At 37.2% G+C, this 17,627-nt stretch carries 15 protein-coding genes; 6 read left to right on the plus strand and 9 right to left on the minus strand.

Going from position 1 to position 17,627, the window contains the following annotated elements:
- Positions 1-174: 174 nt before the first annotated feature.
- The 6 genes from FG27_RS02480 to FG27_RS02505 all read right to left on the minus strand — a co-directional run bounded on the left by FG27_RS02480 (position 175) and on the right by FG27_RS02505 (position 6,856).
- The gene (locus FG27_RS02480) at positions 175-792 is read right to left on the minus strand and encodes a DUF4159 domain-containing protein (RefSeq protein WP_037315072.1); all 618 of its coding nucleotides are present in this window, start codon (positions 790-792) and stop codon (positions 175-177) included.
- A gap of 64 nt (positions 793-856) precedes the next feature.
- Positions 857-1,510 (minus strand): heavy metal-binding domain-containing protein, encoded by a 654-nt coding sequence (locus FG27_RS02485; RefSeq protein ID WP_037315074.1) that lies wholly within the window; start codon positions 1,508-1,510, stop codon positions 857-859.
- A gap of 171 nt (positions 1,511-1,681) precedes the next feature.
- A complete protein-coding gene (locus FG27_RS02490; protein ID WP_037315076.1) occupies positions 1,682-2,995 on the minus strand; it encodes a TldD/PmbA family protein in 1,314 nt (437 codons plus the stop codon).
- A gap of 33 nt (positions 2,996-3,028) precedes the next feature.
- Positions 3,029-4,669: a TldD/PmbA family protein gene (locus FG27_RS02495; protein WP_037315078.1), complete on the minus strand. Its 1,641-nt coding sequence runs from the start codon at positions 4,667-4,669 to the stop codon at positions 3,029-3,031.
- 334 nt (positions 4,670-5,003) lie between these two features.
- The gene (locus FG27_RS02500; RefSeq protein ID WP_037315080.1) at positions 5,004-5,981 is read right to left on the minus strand and encodes a CNNM domain-containing protein; all 978 of its coding nucleotides are present in this window, start codon (positions 5,979-5,981) and stop codon (positions 5,004-5,006) included.
- Positions 5,982-6,163: 182 nt separating this feature from the next.
- On the minus strand, positions 6,164-6,856 hold the full coding sequence (locus tag FG27_RS02505) for an arylesterase (RefSeq protein ID WP_037315083.1): 693 nt from the start codon (positions 6,854-6,856) through the stop codon (positions 6,164-6,166).
- A gap of 73 nt (positions 6,857-6,929) precedes the next feature.
- On the opposite strand from FG27_RS02505, the gene FG27_RS02510 reads away from it, so the two are divergent.
- The 3 genes from FG27_RS02510 to FG27_RS02520 all read left to right on the plus strand — a co-directional run bounded on the left by FG27_RS02510 (position 6,930) and on the right by FG27_RS02520 (position 11,090).
- The gene (locus FG27_RS02510; protein ID WP_037315085.1) at positions 6,930-7,616 is read left to right on the plus strand and encodes an ABC transporter ATP-binding protein; all 687 of its coding nucleotides are present in this window, start codon (positions 6,930-6,932) and stop codon (positions 7,614-7,616) included.
- 3 nt (positions 7,617-7,619) lie between these two features.
- Positions 7,620-10,169, plus strand: coding sequence for an ABC transporter permease (locus tag FG27_RS02515; protein ID WP_231563245.1), 2,550 nt, complete (start codon positions 7,620-7,622; stop codon positions 10,167-10,169).
- Between the two features lie 327 nt (positions 10,170-10,496).
- A complete protein-coding gene (locus FG27_RS02520) occupies positions 10,497-11,090 on the plus strand; it encodes a hypothetical protein (protein ID WP_037315087.1) in 594 nt (197 codons plus the stop codon).
- Positions 11,091-11,176: 86 nt separating this feature from the next.
- On the opposite strand, the gene FG27_RS02525 is transcribed toward FG27_RS02520, so the two are convergent.
- From FG27_RS02525 to FG27_RS02535, 3 genes are all read right to left on the minus strand, one after another.
- Positions 11,177-13,192 (minus strand): hypothetical protein, encoded by a 2,016-nt coding sequence (locus FG27_RS02525; protein ID WP_051935733.1) that lies wholly within the window; start codon positions 13,190-13,192, stop codon positions 11,177-11,179.
- Between the two features lie 122 nt (positions 13,193-13,314).
- On the minus strand, positions 13,315-14,457 hold the full coding sequence (locus tag FG27_RS02530) for an MFS transporter (protein WP_037315090.1): 1,143 nt from the start codon (positions 14,455-14,457) through the stop codon (positions 13,315-13,317).
- Between the two features lie 49 nt (positions 14,458-14,506).
- Positions 14,507-15,889: an MATE family efflux transporter gene (locus FG27_RS02535; protein WP_037315092.1), complete on the minus strand. Its 1,383-nt coding sequence runs from the start codon at positions 15,887-15,889 to the stop codon at positions 14,507-14,509.
- Between the two features lie 297 nt (positions 15,890-16,186).
- Between FG27_RS02535 and FG27_RS02540 the strand changes: the two genes are divergently transcribed.
- The 3 genes from FG27_RS02540 (at position 16,187) to FG27_RS02550 (ending at position 17,595) form a co-directional block, all read left to right on the plus strand.
- Positions 16,187-16,420 (plus strand): heavy-metal-associated domain-containing protein, encoded by a 234-nt coding sequence (locus FG27_RS02540; RefSeq protein WP_037315095.1) that lies wholly within the window; start codon positions 16,187-16,189, stop codon positions 16,418-16,420.
- A 21-nt stretch (positions 16,421-16,441) separates the two neighbouring features.
- Positions 16,442-17,131 carry an aspartate/glutamate racemase family protein gene (locus FG27_RS02545; protein ID WP_037315098.1) on the plus strand — a complete coding sequence of 230 codons (690 nt, stop codon included), beginning with the start codon at positions 16,442-16,444 and terminating at the stop codon, positions 17,129-17,131.
- A gap of 206 nt (positions 17,132-17,337) precedes the next feature.
- Positions 17,338-17,595 carry a hypothetical protein gene (locus tag FG27_RS02550; RefSeq protein WP_037315100.1) on the plus strand — a complete coding sequence of 86 codons (258 nt, stop codon included), beginning with the start codon at positions 17,338-17,340 and terminating at the stop codon, positions 17,593-17,595.
- The last annotated feature ends 32 nt before the right edge of the window (positions 17,596-17,627 follow it).

A 17,627-nucleotide genomic window follows, 5' to 3' on the forward strand; every position in this document is an offset into this window, starting at 1 on the left:
ATTAACTCGATAATCGAGATTTAAATATTCCGTCCCGAACCATCGGGATATCTCGAATCAATTTTTTTCAATTTATGTCTCTCAAGCTTGCATCGATAGTTTACTCAAAAGAATGAACTTGTAATAGGTTTCCAATTTTATTGCTAATATTGCGTCCAGCAGCCTGCTGGCTGGTTAAGATGTAAGTGCATACATCACGATATTCACCCCAAAACGGGTATTGTCTATTTTATAAAATCGTTTGTTTCTAAAATCATAATCCCATTCGCAACCGTAATCTTTGTTGCTATAAAGCACGCCAATTCTTCCGTTTATTACAATTGCCTTTAAATATTCGTGTACCAAATCATCGCCCCAACCATTTAGTTCCTGCGAAGTAGTTGGCGGACCGTCTTCAAACTCAAAAAACACATTATAAATTTCGTGATCGTTAGGGATTTTTGCCAATTCTCCCGGGCCAAAGATCTCTTCCATTTGTCGTTCAAAAGATTTAGCGAAAAGTCCGTCGATATCGTGGTTGCAGTCATCGGCAAAAACGAAACCTCCATTTTTCACATATTTCTCAAAATTATCTTTTTCCCTGGCCGTAAACTGAACCAGTTTATGCCCTGAAATATAACAAAACGGACATTTAAAAATTTCATCACTGCTTAACGGAACAATATTCTCACGGGTATCAACTTCCAGCGTGGTATACTCCACCAGGGAATTCAGCAAATTGGAGGGCATCCTTTGATCCACATCCCAATCCCCCGATTCATATTGAAGCCTGGTAAAGAAAAAGCTATTCATTTTTTAATGTATAATGTAGATTGTATAGTGTATAATGTTTGTGGCCACCAATTCACGAATAAAATTAATATTCTTCCAAATTGAATTGATTCAAATAATTTAATCTTGAATTTAATTCTTGGAGTTCATCAATCCTCTTCTCTTTTTCAACACCTAATATTTCAGGATTATAAATTGAAACCGCTGTACCAGACATACATACCATAAGCATACCCTTTCCCGCTCCAACTTCAGAATAGTCGATATCGGTTGCAATTACCGCATTGCCTCCCAAATCTAAAGTTTGTTTTCTTAACTGAAAAAAACACATTTCTTCTCCAGCTTTTATTTTCTGATTATGTCTTCCCGACTGGGATCCTATTAGATCGGTAAAAGTAGATGTGAATTCTGTTAAAACTCCTGTACCAGTAGTGGATTGTCCAGTGACCATTTCTAAAATATTATAGCGCCAGTTTAATGGTGAATGAGTAGTTATAACCGGAATACTTGAAATTAAATTTTTTAATGTATTACTAATTTCACTTTTTTCCTTTTGGAATTGTAGTCTGTATTTATCGTATAATACATCTCCACATTTTGAACAATAATGCATTGATTTGGAATCAATATATTCGTTGATAATGTTCGTTTTATTCTGACTAATCAATCGATTATTCTTAAGAAAACTATTTTTCAAATCCTCTTGGCAATTGGGACATCTTTCTAAGGCTTCACTCATAATATACTAAAAATGTTTAATGAATTTGTTACATCTTTCCTTAATACCTTCACTAAATTTTATAATTAGACTCTCAAATTCTAAAAAAGTAAAAATTTTCACACCCAGAAAAAAATAAAACTGGCTGTAATGAAAACTTCATTACAACCAGTTTTTAAAGATCTATAGGTTTTAAACTGCGTCTGAAAGGCTTGTAAAAGTAAAATCCCTTACTTTCATATACGGAATTAAATTTCCGTTGATTCTAACCTGTTCTCCAAGGGTTTCCAGGTTATTCAGCATAATTATCGGACTTTCGTTAAACCTGAAGTTTTTCACAGGGTATCTTATCTCCCCATTTTCTATATAAAAAGTACCGTCGCGGGTAAGTCCCGTATAAAGCAAAGTTTGTGGATCTACACTTCTAATATACCATAACCTGGTTACCAGGATTCCTCGTTTGGTGCTTTTTATAAGTTCTTCTCGAGAAGCATCTCCACCTTCCATAATGAAATTAGATGGATAAGGTACAGGGTCTACACCCTTTTGCTCTGCCCAATATCTACTATAAGCCAGGTTTTTAACCACTCCGTTTTCAATCCATTTCATCTTTTTAAGCGGCATTCCTTCTCCATTCCAGGTAGAAGTTGGTACATCGGGATGTAGAGGGTCGCTCCAAATATTTACGCGCTCATCTACGATCTTTTCGCCCATTTTGGTACCATCGTCTTTAGACATGAAACTTCGGCCTTCATCGGCGGTACGGGCGTTAAATGCTCCAGACATATTCCGCAGTAAATCTACAGAAGCTGCGGGTTCTAAAATCACCGTATATTTTCCTGGTTCTATAGCCCTGGCTTCCCTAGACATCACTGCTTTATCTATAGCGACTTTTGCAGCTTCTTCGGGATTAAATTTTTTGACATCATTATAATCACGGATAACCCAGCCTGAACCTGTACCGTCATTAGTTCTCATAGTCACCGTAAAATCCACATCTGTAGATTTATTATAGGCGAAAAGTCCGCTGGAATTTAACATCGCGCTAAATCCGGAAGAATCGTTTAGAAAACCGGCAGCAGTTACGTCTTTTTCAGAAGCAGGATTTATACTTTTCGCGGCAACCTCAGCACGATATTCCGGAGAGATATTGGCCGTAGACTCTACAAAACTTACAGATTCATCATAAGTTTGTGGGCCAAGTGGCGCCATAAATTCTGGATTTTCGGGAGCGAGTTTTGCCAATTCTTCGGCTCTTTTCACCACACTTTCCAGGGATTCATCATCAAATTCATCTACGGTAGCTGTTCCGGATTTTTTTCCGAAGCTGGCTTCAACTGCAAGTGTTTGGTTTGAGCGGTGTCCTGAAGTGGAAACCGTATTACGAGCATAACGAATGTTTCCGCTTTCGCTACCTCCCATATTTATTACACAGGCATCTGCAGTAGAAAAGCTTAATGCTTTTTCCATAATTTGCCTGGCTTCTTCTTTTGTATATATTGCCATTTCTATATTTCTTTTTTAATAAACCAGTTAGTATTAAACACTTCTACCCGTATTGATCACGTTTACGCCGTCAAACCTGGAGGTTGAACTTCCGTGGGAAACAGCGCTAACCTGCGAAGGCTGACCCTTTCCATCGAAGAATGATCCGAACATACGATAATCGCTTTCGTCACAAATTTTAGAGCAGGAATTCCAGAATTCCTGAGTGTTAGACTGGTAAGCTACATCATCTAACATTCCCACAATCTCCCCGTCTTTAATTTCGAAAAATACGGTACCGCCAAACTGGAAGTTATAACGTTGCTGATCTATGGAATAAGAACCGCGCCCGGCGATATAAATACCTTTTTCCACATTTTTGATCATATCGTTTATAGAATATTTCTCTTTCCCCGGTTCTAATGAAACGTTAGGCATACGTTGAAACTGAACATCATTCCAGCTTTGCGCGTAGCAACAACCGTGGGATTCATTTTGGTCTATCATATGCACCTGGTCACGAATAGCCTGGTAGTTGGCTAAAACTCCATTTCTTACAAGATCCCATTTCTTGGTTTTCACACCTTCATCATCAAAACCTACGGCACCAAGAGAACCCGGTTGCGTTTTATCGGCTACCAGGTTTACAATATCACTACCGTATTGGAAATCTCCAGATTTCCATTTATCTAAAGTAGCAAAACTGGTTCCCGCATAATTAGCTTCATAACCAAGCACGCGATCTAATTCTAATGGGTGACCTACAGATTCATGAATGGTTAAGCCTAAGTGGTTTGGTTCAAGGACTAGATCATATTTCCCTGGCTCTACCGATTTAGCTGAAAGCATTTCCTTAGCCTGTTTTGCGGCTAAAGTGGCATCTTCTACCATATCATAACTGTTACGATACAATCTTAATCCGCCGGGACCTTCCAGTTTTTCAGATTCTAACCCATCCATATATTCATAACCCATTCCCATTGGAGCGCTCATCGCATCACGAGATTTGAATTTCCCGGCTTCACGATCTATGGAAGTTACGCCAAAAGTTGGCCAAATTCTATGTATGTCCTGATCTATATAAGAATCTTCAGTAGAAGCAAAATACTTCTGCTCATTCACCATAAAAAGTGCCGAATTCACAAAGTTGGCCCCATTATCCATAGCAGCAGCATTCGCGCTAAGCAATAAGTCTACTTTTTCTGAAACAGGAACTTCCTTAAAGTCTTTTTTAATTGGAGTTTTCCATGAAACTTCCCCGTGAGATTCTACCGGAGCAAGTTTTACGGGTTCTTTTTGAATTTTAGAATTTGCCTTTGCGATAGCAACGGCTTGTTGTGTGGCTTTCATAATACCATCTTCGGTAACGCTATTGGTAGAGGCGAATCCCCAGGTACCATTAGCTATTACTCGAATTCCTATTCCAAAAGACTCCGTATTTACCACGTTTTGAACTTTATCTTCACGCGTAAAAACGTATTGATTTAGGTAGCGGCCTATTCTAGCATCTGCATAGGTAGAACCAAGTGATTTAGCTGTGTTTAGCGCTACATCGGCGAGTTTTCTTTTGGTAAGAATATCCATACCGGGATTCAAAAGTGCTTCGGCAGAAACGTTACTTCCCATTAAATAGGAAGGAAGCATCAAAGCGCCTGCACCCATTCCGGTTAATTGAACGAATTTTCTTCTTTTCATAAAAAATATTCTGTTTTGTGATTGAATGAATTGCTTGAATTATTAAGAAAAGAAGCATTAAATCCAGGAATTAGAGAAAGCTTAGATTATTAAAAATCGGCATAAAGCCAATTCTGCAGCCATTATTCTTAATAAAAGCCTAAAATAGCATTTTTTTTCAAAACTTTACTGCCAAATATGAAGAAGAGTTGAAGTATTGAGAAAATCAGGAAAGATAAAATAAAAAATTACGGACAAAAGGCCTTATTTAGAAAACCTGTTTGTCAAGGTGCCAATAAATCATAAAAAATCCGCTAGGTAAAACGTTATTCCAGAAAGTGGTAAGCTTAGCTTTCTATTCTATATCAAATTCATCAGCAATCTGGCCAACAATTTCTTCCACAATATCCTCCAAAGTAACCATCCCTATATAATCGCCATTTTCATTTTCAACAATGGCAAGATGGTATTTTTTATCATTTAGTTCTTTGAGAACCTGTATAATACTTTGGGTATTCTTCACCAAAAGTATAGGGCGAATAAATTCAATAAGGCTCCCGGCACCCAAACTATCCCTTTGCAAGGAAATCTCTTTTAAGTTTAAATAACCGTAAATGTCCTGGGGCGAATTTGTCTTACTTACAGGGTACCGGGTATGTAAGTGCTGCTCGGCACCTTCAAAGTAATCATCTACGCTTATTGCCTCCGGAAAATAAATCACCTCTGAAAGCCCTAACATAACCTCTTCAATTTTCCTGCTTTTTAGTTTTGAAGTTTTTACAATAATATCTTCCTGTTCTTTATTGATTACATTTTCCAATTGGGCAACTTTAGCTATCGTTTGAATATCTTCTAAAGAATATTTGTTGGAGATTTCTTTTTTTCTTAAAATAAGTTTATTGAATAAATCGGTGACATAAATAAGTGGGGAGAGGATTTTAATGGTAATTTCGAGGGGAAGCGCTATATACCTGGCCAACTTACCCGGATTAGAAACTCCTATAACCTTAGGTAAAATTTCGGTCCCAAAAAGGATCACAATAGTAAAAACTACAGAAAACACCCATATCAGTTCATCTCCGTAAATCTCATCAAAGGCACTTCCTGCAATGGTGGCACCACCGGTATGGGCTATGGTGTTCAGAATAAGGATAGCAGCTATGGGGCGGTTAATATTCGCTTTTAACCTGTCGAGGATTACAGCATATTTTTTTCCCTTTTGTTTATCGGTTTCAATCTTTACATTGTTTAGACTTAGTAAAGTTGCTTCGGTAAGTGAACATAAAAAGGATACTATAATAGCTACCAGCGAACTAATCACAAATATCGTCATAGAAGTAAAGTTTAAACTTGATTACTTCCGGCAATATTATGTCATTTCACACTATAAAATCAATAAGTATGATTTTATTAACTATATTTTGAAAATTACATATAAACCTTGAATATCAAGGACTTCAACAGAATAAAGGTAGGACCATGGTAATTAATAAAGAGTTGGGAAATTACAAAAGACTACTCCTTCTCTACTACATCCTCCAATACATCCCAAACATTATCGGCTACAATTTTGTAACCTTCGGCGGTTGGATGAATGCCGTCTTGCTGATTCAGTTCTGGATCGCCGGCAACACCTTCAAGAAGAAAAGGGATGAGTTCTACATTGTTTTCTTCGGCAAGTTCAGGGAAGATATTTCTAAAATCGGTTGTATATTCTTCCCCCATATTCGGTGGAATTTGCATTCCGGCTAAAACTATTTTAGTATCGGGATTTTTCTCTTTTACAGTATCTATAATATCCTGAAGATTTCTACGAGTTTCAGCTATAGGGATTCCTCGTAAACCATCATTCGCTCCTAATTCTAATACAAAAATATCCACATTCTGTTTTAAAACCCATTCAATGCGGTTTTTCCCACTCGCGGTGGTTTCCCCGCTTAAGCCTGCATTTACTACTTCATAATTATAATTCAAAGAATCCAATCTATTCTGTATAAGTGCCGGGAATGCTTCAGAAGCTTCTAATCCCATCCCAGCGGTAAGGCTATTTCCGAAGAAAAGAATCACATTTTTTTCACTTACCTCAGATTTGGTTTCGGTTTGTGTTTCTTCTTTGCTTTTTTCTTCCGATTTCTTTTCGGCATTTTCTCCGCAGGAAATCATTATAAATATTGAAAAAATAGCAAAATAATACTTCAAGTTTCTCATAGCAACGGGGTTTATAATCAAATCATTTCCTTATTTTGTCAGCATTCAAAAAAGACAATAATCAAGTAATAAGATGGCAAAGATATTAAACGTTCGCAACCTGGAGAAAAGCTATTCCAGCGGTTCTAAAAAACTTAAAGTTCTCCAGGATATTAATTTTGAAGTTGAAGAACAAAAAACCTTTGCTATTGTAGGCCCATCCGGAAGTGGAAAAACCACGCTACTGGGACTTTGCGCGGGATTAGACAGGCCAGATTCTGGAACTATTGATCTTTGCGGAAGCGAATTGAGTACGCTAGATGAAGATGAAAGAGCGCTATTGCGAAATCAACATATTGGATTTGTTTTCCAGGATTTTCAGTTGCTACCCACGCTTACTGCCTTAGAAAATGTGGCTGTTCCATTAGAACTTCAGGGGAATAAAGATGCTTCTAAAATAGGCAAGGAATTATTAGAAAAAGTAGGATTAGGCGATCGTATAAATCATTATCCTTCCCAACTTTCTGGAGGAGAACAGCAACGAGTGGCATTAGCGCGCGCTTTTTCTACCCGGCCTTCTGTATTATTCGCCGATGAACCCACCGGAAATCTCGATGCCGAAACCGGCGAAAAAGTAGAAGAATTGCTTTTCGATCTAAATAAAGAAGCTGGTACTACTCTGATTATCGTTACCCACGATATTGAATTAGCGGCAAAAACACAGCATATTCTGAAACTAAAAGGAGGAAAAATTGTTGAAAATCAGGAAACGCAAGTATAAAAGATGAACAACAATAAACCTTCTAAACCCGGTATTAACTGGCTTTTTAAAATGGCCTGGCGCGACGGAAAGGCTAGCGGTAAAAAGTTAACGCTTTTTATGGCTTCCATCGTTCTGGGAATTGCCGCGGTAGTTTCTATTCAATCTTTTGGAGAAAATCTAAAAGACAATATTTCCCTACAATCCAAAGCGCTCATGGGCGCCGATTTTAAAATAGACAGCGACGATGCTCCCAATGAACGCGTAATGCAAATTATGGATTCCCTGGGCGGTCCTGAAGCTCGTGAAATCAAATTTGCCTCGATGGCTGCTTTTCCGCAAAGCGAGGCCACAAAACTAATGCAGGTTAGAGGAATTGAAGGCGGATTTCCATTTTACGGCGAATTGGAAACTCAGCCGGCAGAAGCTGCAAAAACATACCAGGAAAATGCTGCGGCTTTGGTTGATGCAACCGTAATGCTTCAGTTAGGGATAAAGCCCGGCGATAGCATTAAAATTGGAAAAGTTACTTTGCCAATTGCCGGGGCACTCAATAGCGTTCCCGGGAGTACGGCTATTTTTAGTTCAGTAGCGCCCCCGGTACTTATTCCCTATAAATTTATTGAAGAATCTGGTCTTGTTCAAACCGGAAGCCGGATTGATTACGAATTCTATTTTACAGCCGATCCTAAAACCGATATGGAAAAGCTGGATGAAGAACTGGATCCAATTCTTGATGCTGAAGAAGCCGATATAGATACTCATACTTCTACCAGCGACCGATTGGGAAGACGCTACGAAAATTTTGGAAAATTCCTTAATCTCGTTGCCTTTATTGCTTTATTACTGGGTTGTGTAGGTATTGCGAGCGCCATTCATATTTACATCAAAGAAAAATTACGTGCCGTAGCAGTTTTAAAATGTCTGGGCGCCAGCAAAAAACAAACTTTTCTTATCTATCTTATTCAGGTTGCTTTTATGGGCTTAATTGGCGGTATTATAGGTACTGTCCTCGGTTTAATCCTTCAGCAATTATTCCCCTGGCTTTTAGAAGGCCTGCTTCCGGTAGATGTACAAATCACTTTTTCCTTACAGGTAATTGTGATGGGGATTTTATTAGGAATTCTGATGTCGGTTTTATTTGCGCTCTACCCGTTAATCGGAACACTTTATATTTCTCCTTTACAGGCACTACGAGTAATAAAAGAAGGTTCTAAAAAGTCCCGAAAGGCAATTATTTTAGTTTCATTAGGAATCTTTTTATTCATCTTTTTGTTTTCGCTTTGGCTACTGGAAGATTGGAAATATTCCCTCTCCTTTGTAGGCGGAATTTTAGTCACTTTTTCAATCCTGGCCGGAATAGCCTATCTATTTATGCGGGCTATTCGTAAGTATTTTCCGCATAGCTGGGGTTTTATAGCCCGGCAAAGCTTAATGAATCTTTTTAGACCACAAAATCAAACCTTAACGCTGGTACTTGCCATTGGTGTAGGTACTTTTCTAATTAGTACGCTTTATTTTAGCAAAGATTTGTTATTAGCCCAGGCTTCTATAGAATCCCAGGCCGATAGTCCTAATATGATTCTCTTAGATGTACAATCTGAACAACGGGAAGCCGTAGCACAAACAATAAAAGCGAATAATTTACCCGTTTTAAGCGATATTCCTATTGTAACTATGCGTGTTCAAAATATAGCGGGAAAATCGGTTAACGAGATAAGAAATGATACTACTTCCCAAATTAACGGCTGGGTTTTAGATCACGAATTTAGAGTAACCTATCGCGATTCTATTATTGCTTCTGAATTTATTGAAAGCGGAGAATGGACCGCCGAAGGAGGAGATATTAGTCCAGTTCCTGTTTCTATAAGCGATAATTTTGCTGAAGATGCTAAAGTTAAAGTTGGAGACGAGCTTGTTTTTAACGTGCAGGGCGTTTTATTAGATGCAGTTGTGGGTAGTATAAGAACTGTAGACTGGTCTAGAATGCAACTGAATTTTTCCCTGGTTTTCCCAACAGGGGTTTTAGAAGACGCTCCACAATTTCACGTGTTAACCACTAAAGTTCCGGGGGAAGATGCATCGGCTAAATTACAACAGCAATTGGTGAAACAGTTTCCAAATGTTTCTATAATTGATCTTAGGCAGGTATTAAATGTTATTGAAATGCTCCTGGGAAGAATTTCCTGGATTATTAATTTTATGGCATTTTTCAGTATTTTAACGGGAGTTATTGTGCTTTTAGGAGCAATAAGAACCAGTAAATATCAGCGAATTCGAGAGAGTGTATTATTGAGAACCCTGGGTGCAAAAGGCAAACAAATATTGAACATTACCGCTTTGGAATATATTTATTTGGGTGTACTTGGCGGCTTATCGGGTGTTTTATTATCATTAATCAGTAGCCAGTTATTAGCCTGGTTGGTTTTTGAATCTCCTTTTACCCCATCGTTAGTTCCATTTTTAATAGTATTCCCGGGAATTGTTTTGCTGGTGTTAATTATTGGATTAAGCAACAGTCTAAGCGTAATAAGAAAACCACCTTTGGAGGTTTTAAGAAAGGAAGTAACTTAAAATATGTAACTTTAGCATAATAGATTCTGAAATTAAATAGACAAGCTGTAGTAAAAGTGCATTTATTATTTTGGATATAAATTTGCTAAAATCATTTGTTACCTGTACTCCTGCCCTTCATTTCTTTTGCTCGTCCAAAAGAAACGAAGCAAAGAAAAAGACGCCTTTTTCAAGGAATTTTTTGGCGAAATGCCAAAAACCGTGAACAAATCTCCGCGGAGGACCGATTGAAAAAATCGGCCCTCCTGAATCTCGGAATTTTGTCCACATATTCTGCGAAAAAGGATTAAAAAATTTGCACAAAATCTTATAAAATTAAATACAAAAATGAAAAATTCAATTCTCTCTCTTATAATCCTGGCTTTGAGTTTTATCGGAATAGCCCAGGAAGAATATTTATCTGAAGAAATTCAGATAAAAATGGCAAGTATGGCTGCACCGGAAGAAGACAGGGATGCAGTAACTGTGTATGGTTATGATCGTGACGGGAAACCGGTTCTATTAAAAGAAGGCACCAACAACCTGGTTTGTATTGCAGACGATCCTAATATGAATGGAATTTCGGTAAGTTGTTATAACAAAAAGCTGGATGATTTTATGGCTCGCGGCAGGGAATTAAAAGCTGAAGGTAAAGATATGATGGATACTCGTGCAGTGCGCCAGCAGGAAGTAGAAAGCGGAAAGTTAAAAATGCCCGATGCCCCGAGTATGACCTATATACTTTCAGGAAAAGAAGCAAATTTAAATCTTGAGACCGGGGAGCTTAAAGATGCAAAATTGCGATATGTAATTTATATGCCCTATGCTACCATAGAGGAAACAGGTATTCCAGATAAACCGCATACTCCCGGAATGCCCTGGTTGATGGATCCCGGCACACACCGAGCCCATATTATGATAACCCCGGCAGATAAGGATTAAACTAATTATGTGTTTGTTTTACAAAAAAATAAGAGGTCTGAAAAAATCAGACCTCTCTATTAAATAACTATGGTTACCCAATAAAATTAATTATTGTATAAGTAAACTGAGGAAGCCGCTTCCAGATCGTTACTTACATTTGGTGTCATATCTCCGCTTGCATTAAGCACATCGTTAAAAACTAAAATTTTACCATTACCTACTTCAGCAATAAATACTTTTTTAGTTTTATTATCATAAGCAATATCAATAGGATTACCCATCATTGTTGACATTCCAGAAACACGAGTTTGCTCGCTCTGGGAAATATTTCCACCATCATTTGTTTCAGCCAATTTTCCGCTAAAATCCTGAATTACCTGAAAACCACCATCATCTGTAGTATTACCGGCGTCACCAATATCAGTTAATACCAATACATCATCTGCAGCACTATAATCGATACCGTGCGTTCTCACAATTCCGTCAATAGTTATCCTTTTATCAGCGGCTACCACTCCATTCATATCGTTAGATAAGAAATCATTAAAGATTGCGATATCGCTAGAATTATCAACTACAGCTATAAGATCGTTTCCTTTAAAGGTAATTCCCCAAACATTAAAACCGGGATCTAAAGTATTCTCCAGGGTAAATGATGAACCGTTAAAGGTGTAAATATAAAACTCGTGTTCATTATTATCTGCTACTACAACCTTATTCCCATACACTGCAATTTCTCTAGGACTCATTAAATCGTTGTTTCCTGCAAATTCAGCCATAATTGTACTTTCATCCATGGCAGCGTCAAAATCTGAATAGTATTCCAACCTCATTTCAGATCTTGATCCTTGTATTATAGCATCATTCATAGAAGAATAATAAATTCCTTCTGAAGACTCAGATTCCGTAGTAACAGTTTTCATAAGATTACCGCTTGCGTCATAAATACTTACATTACCATTAGCAGTACTGGTTGCATAAAGTTCAGTTCTTTGGTTAGCTGTTGCCATACCGGTATCTCCATCGGTTTCATCACTGGAAAAATAGATAGAAGAAGCAGCTGCAAGATCCCTACTAAAATCTGGAGTAAGATCTCCGCCATCTCCTATAGAAGTAAATCCTAATACTTTTCCATTTCCAATTTCTGAAATGTATATCGCATCTTCTTCAGAATCGTAAGCAACATCTATTGGGTTACCCATCATTGTTGAAGGCCCGGCTACACGAATTTGATCGTTCACACTTAATACTTCTCCATCTGAAAGCGCATCAAATTTTTCAGAGAAATTATTAATTACGTGAAACCCTCCATCATCGGTTGTATTTTCGGCATCACCAATATCGGTCATGATCATTACATCGTCGCTTCCGCTATAGGTAAGTCCGTGAGTTCTCACAATTCCTTCAATAGTAACCCTTTTTGAAGGCATGAAAGTACCATCCATCACATTTGCTTCAAAATCGTAAAAGACAGCTAAATCACTGCTTGAATCTACTACTGCATAAAGATCGTTGCCTTTAAAGGCAATTCCCCAAACTGGAAATGGAATATCTACAGTGTTCAATAGGGAAAACCCACTATTACTTCTACTATAAACGAAGAATTTATGGGAGCCATTGTCGGCTACAACATAAGTATCGCCATTAACTGCAATTTCTCTCGGACTCTCCAAATTGGCAGTACTACTATAATCGGCAGTAATATTTGTACCTTCCATTAAAGTGCTTATACCGTTATAGGCATCTAAACGAAGGTCTGATCTTGAAGCCTGTACTAGAACATCATTATTGGTATCGTAGTAAATTCCTTCGGCAGCCATCGCTTCGGTTGTAAAAGTTACCAAAGAATCACCGGTGATACTATATTTACTAATATTTCCATTTTCATTGTTGGTTACAAACAATTCGGTTCTTCTTCCCAACATTGGCTCTTCTTCTTCACATGGGTCACAACTTCCGCCGCAATCTACTCCCGTTTCGTCACCATTCATTATCCCGTCGTTACAAGTGGGAGTATCCACGATATCATCCATATCATCGTCATTGGAACAAGAAGTTATAACCATTAACGAAAAGATAGCCATACATAATAAGTATGGACTCATAATACTTTTATTCATAAAAAAAATTTTAATTGGTTCATATATAAATACATACGAAGCAACGTAAAAAGAGTTTTTTGAAATATGCTAATTGTTTGTTAAACCACTAATAACTAATTATTTGAAAAAAAATCTTAGAATCACTCTGATTTTTTATGATTCTTAAAAAACAATTGCGAGATAGGAATTAGCATTAATGCTGAAGTAAAGAAAAGAATAAAAGAAACCTGCAAATTAAAAAGATGCGCCAGGTACCCAACAAGCGGTGGGCCTAAAAGCATACCCACTATAGCATAGGTGGTTATTATTGAAATAGCCATTCCTGGCGAATATTTTTTAGAAGAACCTGCCAAAAGAAATGTCATTGGGATTATTGCAGCCACCCCTATACCAACAAGACAAAAACCTACCAACGCCGGCCAGAAATACGGAAAAACAATCATTAGCAAAACGCCTAAACATACCAGGGAAGCACTTATGATATAATTCTTTTCCATTCCTATTTTTTCCACAATTCTGTCTGAAAAGAATCGGGAAAGTGCCATAAAAACCATAAATATTAAGTATCCCAGGGTAAAAACATCTTCATTAACTACTTCTTTAAAATAAACCCCACTCCAGTCGAACATTCCGCCTTCGGTAATTGCAGCAAGAAATACTAGAAAACCAAGATACATGGTAGGCTTATCAGGTTTTCCAAAACGAAGTTTATTTCCCTGGGTAGACCGGTCTTTCTTAAGTAAAAAAGAAAAAGCAATTAGAGATAAAATAAGCGTAAATATAGAAACAGACGGTAAATGTTGATAAATAGGGATTTCTAATTTTATAAGTATTGTAGAGAAACCCACTCCTAACAGTCCGCCGGTGCTCCAAAGACCATGAAAAGAACCAATAATCTTTCGAGGAAATGCTTTCTGTAAGGTTAAGGATTGCGTATTCATAGAAATATTAAAAATTCGCATAGAAAAGGCGAAAGTAAAGATCCCAATGATTAGCAAATAGAGCTCATCGGCTATTCCAATAATACTAAGAGAAGCTGCCAATAACACGAAAGAAACAATAAGTGGATACCTGCTTTCAAAACGAGAAACCAACCAACCTGAAACCGGCAGACCAATAAGGGAACTTATAGGCATTACCATAAGCAAATTACCAAGTTCTGCTTCGTTTAGATTAAAAGCCATTTTTATATTTGGAATCCTTGAAGCCCAGGTAGAAAAACAAAATCCCGAAAGAAAAAAATAGGTACTTAGGGCAATTCGTTGTTGGTTTTCAATCTTCATTTTTAATTAATTCAGGATAATAAAATTGACACTAATTTTCTAAGGAAAATTACAATTGACGATGACGATATTTTATAGTTCTTAATTTCCAGTATCCCATTTTATAATATCCGAATGCTACAATTGCAGCAATAACATTAGAAATAGGAAATGCCCACCAAATGCCTTCAAAAGAAAGATCGGTATTATTAGAAAGCACGAAAGCAGTAGGGAATCTAACAATCCAGAGCGCAAAAACTGAAATTAATAAAGAAGCTTTAGTAAAGCCTGCACCATTAAAAACACCATTTAATACCTGCTGTACACCCAGCACTCCAAAACTTGGTGCCATAATTTTTATAAACAATGAACCGTCCCGAATAACATCTGGATCATTGGGTACAAAAAAGGCGGTAATTGGTTCTGCTAAAAAGAAAAGGACCATGCCTATTCCGGTAAGTCCAAAAAAGGCAATTTTCGCACTTAGATTTCCAATTTTTTCAGCCCGCTTTATTTTTCCAGCTCCTACATTTTGTCCTACCAAAGTTGTGGTAGCAATAGCGAATCCCAGGGCGGGTACTACAATTAAACTTAAAACCCGGCTTCCAATACCATATGCCGCTACTACTTCGCTGCCAAAACTAGTAACCAGCATAACCATAACCGTCATTCCCCCGGCTCGTGTAGACATCTCTATACTGGAAGGAATTCCGATATTGAACATTTTTCTCGTCCACGCGAAATCAAATTTCATCCTGCTAAAACTAATTTTTATGCCTTTATTTCCACGGAAAAGAATAATCATACCTGTTAATGCTGAAAGCCCCTGTGTAATTACACTGGCTACCGCTGCACCGGCTACTCCAAAACCCGGGATAGGCCCAAAACCGAAAATGAAAAGCGGATCCAGAAGTAAGTTTAGAAAAACTGTTGCCAGAACAATATACATTGGCAATAATACATTCCCTATCCCACGCATAAGTGACTGGAATACGTAAAACATAAACAGGAAAATAAAACCCAGGGAAGATACTTTAAAGTAACTCACAGAATCACTAAGAATTTCTGGTCCTGCTCCTATGAGTTTCATTAAGGGTGGGGAAGAAAAATAACCAACTATCGCCAACAAAACCGATATAAAAAAGATCACAAAAACCGTTTGAGAAGAACTATAATTAACCTGATCCTGGTTTTCAGCACCTTTGTATTGCGAAACAATTACGGTACCTGCCAGCGTTAAACCGGCACCAAGCGATAGAATAAGAAAAAGAATTGGAAAACTTATACTCACCGCAGCCACGGCATCGGCACCCAGCCTTCCCAACCAAAACGTATCAATTAACTGATAGGCTGTTTGCAAAATATTGGCCAGGATAATTGGCCACGCCAAATTGGCCAGAGAGCTAAAAATCCTGCCTTCAGTATATTTTATAGGTTGTTTTCTTTTTCGCAAATTTTTCGAATTTAAGCGCTACAGGTACATTTTTAACAAGGCCTCTTTCCAAAAAGATTCAAAATTAAATCATTTTAAACCTCTATGTTTATATAGAAAAAATCTTCGTTAAACTTAGCTTGAAAGCTTATTTTAAGCATATCTTACAAGTAATCTGCAAAAGTAAGAAACGGAAGCTGTATTTCTTTATTAATATGCCTTAAACTGATCTTGCTCATAAATATTATAAGTCTATTGCTATAATTTTATCTCGGTAAATCAAGAGCCTTAAAGCTCGGTTAATTAAAAATAAAAAATATGAAAGCTACTATTCTATTAGAAGAACTAAACTGCGGAAATTGCGTAAAATATGTCACAGAGAAACTTTCTAAAATCAAATACATCTTCGATATACTACCCGATGAAAAAGCTTCTAAAATAACCTTTAGCTATAATTCTGAAGTTGCTGCTTTGGAAGCTGTGGGAATTATAAGTTCGTTTCGTAAAATGGATAAAGAAGAAGATTTTGACCATAAGCTTAAAATTGCGTAGTTTCAGAAAAAACTAAAATTTATGAATTTACTGGGAATGATTGGGGGCACCTCCTGGCACTCTACCATAGAATATTATCGACTTTTAAATGAGCTGGTAGGCGATAAAATTGGGACACAACAAAATCCGCCTTTACTTTTATATAGCCTAAACGTAAAGTTGATGCGTGAAAACGATCCTGAAAAAATTAAAAATTCATATTTAGAAATTGCCACCAAATTAGAAAAGGCCGGGGCCAAAGCGATAATAATTTGTGCTAACACTCCACACCTGGTTTTTGATTTTGTACAGCCAAAGATCAATATTCCCATACTTCATATTGCCGATGCTATTGCCAAAGAAGCACAACGTCATGGTTATAAAAAACTGGGACTTTTGGGAACCAAACCAACAATGACAGGGAATTTTCTCCAGGGAAGATTAGCGGAAAAACATCAAATTGACACCTTGATCCCTTCGGAAGAATATATTGATGAAACGCATCTGTTTATTTCTGAAGAACTAACCCAGGGGAAATTCACAGATAAAGCTAAAGACTTTTATTTAGAGCAAATGCAACTGCTTAAAGAGCGCGGCGCCGAAGCGATTATTTTAGGTTGCACCGAACTTCCTATGCTTATAAAAGAAACCGACACTAAAATTCCGCTTTTAGATACTACTAAATTACACGCCCAAATGGCTACCGAATTTATCCTGAAAGAAAACAAGTAAACTTTTATCTTTCACGCAAGCTTTTTAAAAGCTTCGCGTTTAATATGAAATGGGGTTTATTATGCTACGCAGATTTTTTATCCTAACCGGAATCATTTTTTTTCAGTTTTTCCTGCGGGAAAGATAAACAAAGAGAATGTAGCGGCATTTGTACCGAAGAATTTAGAATTATTACAGTTTCATTAATAGATGCTGAAAATAATCCCGTGCTATTAGATAGTATAAGTATCACAGATCTTACCAATAACCGTATTCTTGATTTAAACGAAAATCAAATTTTAGAAAATGGGATGTATGCGATCTTTAATGATAATTTTTCTCAGGATTACAGGAATCAAGAAATTAGTCTTCTTTTCCAGGGTTTTAAGGAAGAAGATCTTTTAGTTGAAGAAGATTATGAAGTAGGTGCCGATTGCTGCCACGTTTATCATATTTCTGGTGATTTAGAAATTATTCTGAATTAAAAAATTTCCTAAAAACGATTACTCCTAATCAT

Source organism: Salegentibacter sp. Hel_I_6, from assembly GCF_000745315.1.
Taxonomy (GTDB): domain Bacteria; phylum Bacteroidota; class Bacteroidia; order Flavobacteriales; family Flavobacteriaceae; genus Salegentibacter.